Source organism: Bradyrhizobium sp. P3_C3, from assembly GCF_056402655.1.
Genome location: NZ_JBFUGY010000116.1, coordinates 1 through 3,452, shown reverse-complemented (window position 1 = coordinate 3,452; position 3,452 = coordinate 1). Strand labels below are relative to the sequence as shown.

General features: G+C 60.2%; 2 protein-coding genes. Both read left to right on the top strand.

Annotated elements, in window-relative coordinates:
- Nucleotides 1-511: SUMF1/EgtB/PvdO family nonheme iron enzyme (locus tag AC1DW2_RS43475; RefSeq protein ID WP_477009171.1), on the top strand; the 511-nt coding region annotated here is incomplete at its 5' end.
- A 126-nt stretch (nucleotides 512-637) separates the two neighbouring features.
- Nucleotides 638-2,308: an arylsulfatase gene (locus tag AC1DW2_RS43470; RefSeq protein ID WP_477009172.1), complete on the top strand. Its 1,671-nt coding sequence runs from the start codon at nucleotides 638-640 to the stop codon at nucleotides 2,306-2,308.
- The last annotated feature ends 1,144 nt before the right edge of the window (nucleotides 2,309-3,452 follow it).

The following is a 3,452-nucleotide window of genomic DNA, read 5'->3' as shown; positions in this document are numbered from 1 at the left end:
GGATTTGCCTACCGAAGCGGAATGGGAGTTCGCGGCGCGCGGCGGGCTGGACGGCGCCGAGTTCGCATGGGGAGATGAATTTGCGCCGGGGGGCCGTCACATGGCCAACACCTGGCAGGGCGAATTTCCACGCCAGAACACCAGGGACGACGGATACGAACGGACATCGCCGGTTACCGCATTCCCGCCGAACGGTTACGGGCTGCACGATCTGATCGGCAACGTCTGGGAATGGACGTCCGACTGGTACTCGCCTCGGCATGAGGCTGACGCTGCAAAAGCCTGCTGCATTCCAGAGAACCCGCGCGGCGGCCGCGAGGCCGATAGCTACGACCCCAGAACGACCAACGTCAAGATTCCACGCAAGGTCATCAAAGGCGGCTCGCATTTGTGCGCGCCGAATTACTGCAGACGCTACCGGCCGGCTGCGCGGCATGCGGAGCCGATCGACACATCCACGAGCCACCTTGGATTTCGGTGCATCAGGAGAGGTGTCTCTATCGCACCATAATGGGAGAGCGAGGCCATGTTGAATTGCATATTCAATGACAAGCCACCGTTTGCCGCAATTCCACCGTTCAAGACGTCCAGTTGCCACAAGAGGTCCTGCGCCTCGCTGCTTGGCGCGACGATATTGATGTCGCTGTCCGGGGTAGCCAGCACGCCGGCGACCGCACAGCCGGCACAAAAACCCAATATCCTGTTCATCATGGGTGACGACATCGGCCTGTACCAACCGAGCATCTACCATCGCGGCCTGATGGTCGGCGAGACGCCCAACATCGATCGCATCGGCAACGAAGGCGCGATCTTCACGCATTACTATGCCGAGCAGAGCTGCACGGCAGGGCGGAACGCCTTCTTCACCGGCATGCACCCGTTGCGCACCGGCATGATTCCTCCGCAACTGCCCGGCAGTCCGTCCTATTTGCGGCCCGGCACCCCGGCGCTCGCCAAGTTCCTGCTCGATCTCGGCTACAACACCGGCGAATTCGGCAAGAACCATCTCGGCGACCACACCGACGCGCTGCCGACCGCGCATGGCTTCCAGGAATACTGGGGCTACCTGTATCACCTCGATGCGATGCAGGGCGTGAGCTTCCCGGACATCAACAAGTCCCCCACCCAGCAGTCGGTTGCCCCGCCCTGCAAGAATACGCCGATCCCCGGCATCCCGGAGGTACCGGGCGCGGTCGATCCGAAGACGACGGTCTGCCTGACGCCTCCGCGCAACGTCCTGTCGTGCAAGTCCGATGGTTCGTCCAGGACCCAGCAGTGCATCGACCAGGGCCCGCTGACCCTCGAGCGATCGAAGGGTGTCGACGAGGAAATCTCGGCCAAGGTCATCGACTTCATCGATCGCAACGATCCGAAGACGACCGGCAAGCCGTTCTTCGTCTGGTACAACCCTGCGCGTATGCACATCACGACCGTGCTGAATGACAAGTACGCGGCCATGGTCGGCGAGCCCGGCGGCAAGGACTGGGGCCTCAACGAGGCCGGCATGAAGCAGATGGATGACAACATCGGCTATGTGCTGAAAAAGCTCCAGGACATGGGGCAGCTCGACAACACGATCGTCGTGTTCACCACCGACAACGGCGCCGAGACCATCACCTTTCCAGACGGCGGCACCACTCCGTTCAAGGGCGGCAAGCTGAGCACCTGGGAAGGCGGCATGCGCGCTCCGGCGCTCGTTCGCTGGCCGGGGGTCATCAAGCCCGGCACCATCAAGAACGACATCTTCGCGTCACTCGACTGGCTGCCCACATTTGTCAACATCGCCGGTGGCGCAAAGGGAGACGCGCTGAAGAAGCGTATCGAGGCCGGCCAATATCCCGGCATCGTGAAGACGACGCTCGATGGCGTCGATCAGACCGAATACCTTTCCGGGCGTTCGGAAACGTCGGCGCGCGATACCTTCTTCTACTATTCGGGCAAGGATCCGTCGGCGGTCCGCTACAAGAACTGGAAGATCTACTTCACGATGGTGTCCGACAACCCGGCGGGCTTTATTGCCGGAGCGCTTCCTTATCACTGGGCCCAGGTCGTCAACATCAAGCGAGACCCGTTCGAGACTTCGATCGGTTCACAATACAAGACGCTCATGGGCCAGGGCGGCACAATCGGATCTCCTTCGACAGCCTACATCTACGACTGGAACATGCTGCCCATCGGCCAGGCGCTCTGGTTGAAGGAACTCGAGAGCTATATTGCGTACCCGCCGCTGCAGGACCCGGCGAGCTACAACCTCGACCAGGTGATGCTGCAGATCAAGCAGGCCAAGACTGCCGGTCGCAGCGATTAGTCGCGAACGTCAGAAGTGGCCGATCCGTTCGGATCGGCCACTTGTCCCCGAGCATCCAGAAGTCCCACAAAGGATGATCAGGTCGCATAGAGCATTTGGCCATATTTCACTTAGATCTTTTTACCCGGTCTGATTTGACCATGCGCGGGCCGCGGCGACTTCAATCACTGCGGCCTTCGTTATTTCCTAGCGCTTTAAGCGCCGACGATGCGTCGCCCGGCGGTTCAATTGCCCCTTTCCGTCCATCCCCTTTCTGGGCCCTTCGGTCGGCTGCGGGCAGCGTTCAGTCTCTCGGCCTCTGCTTCAGCAGTGGAGTGCGACAAGCCAGACAGAGGCTTCCCGCCTTTTCCGATCGCAGGCACATCTAGTGAAAGATCCAGTACGGTGAATACCAAACAACGTACCGCGCCTTCATTTCGGTAATTCTAGACCCCCTCGGTAGCGGATCGATCCTCGAATAGATCAACGTATCGCGCATGGAGAATCACGTAGCCCTTGGCACCGTCTAAGAGCACCTTGACCTGAGTGGCCGTCGCTCCCTGACCAAGAACGATGCCTTTCTTACCGCTAAGACGCGGTCCAGCCGAAGCACCAATGACGATCCGTCGACCAGCAAGAAGCTCGTCCTTGGCGGCCAATAGGTCTGCAGATTTCGGCAGGTTACGGTTTGCGCTCCGAGGCATGGCTTTTAAAATATCGCAGCATCGTTGAGTTAGAAAGCCCGTGTGTCGGGGGACCACGGCTTGCGCGACCGCTTTTCGATCGGTCAAGCTGGCGAACCGCTAGCGTGCTGGTGGTCGCAATGCGTACTGCAGAACAATTGGCAAAACCAAAACGTGTACTCCGCCCTGGTACACGTGATCGAACCCGACACGGCCTAAGAAGCCGCTTATTTATGCGCGCTGCTTAACAAATCTGCTAGCTCCGAGGCGCCGAGCGGCGTTGACTTTCAGCGGGTCCTTGGCGTGACACCTAGACGCCCCGGCGCTAGCCTCAGGCCATCCATCCGCGGCAGCCCCTGTCGTAAACCGGCAGGGGTTGCTTATTGGTGGTAGGCCCGCCAGTGAACCAGCGGGCCTTTGAGTTGGCATCCCAACAGATTGAACCTTACCGCCGCCGGGCCAATTTAAGCCCGGCGCCGTAC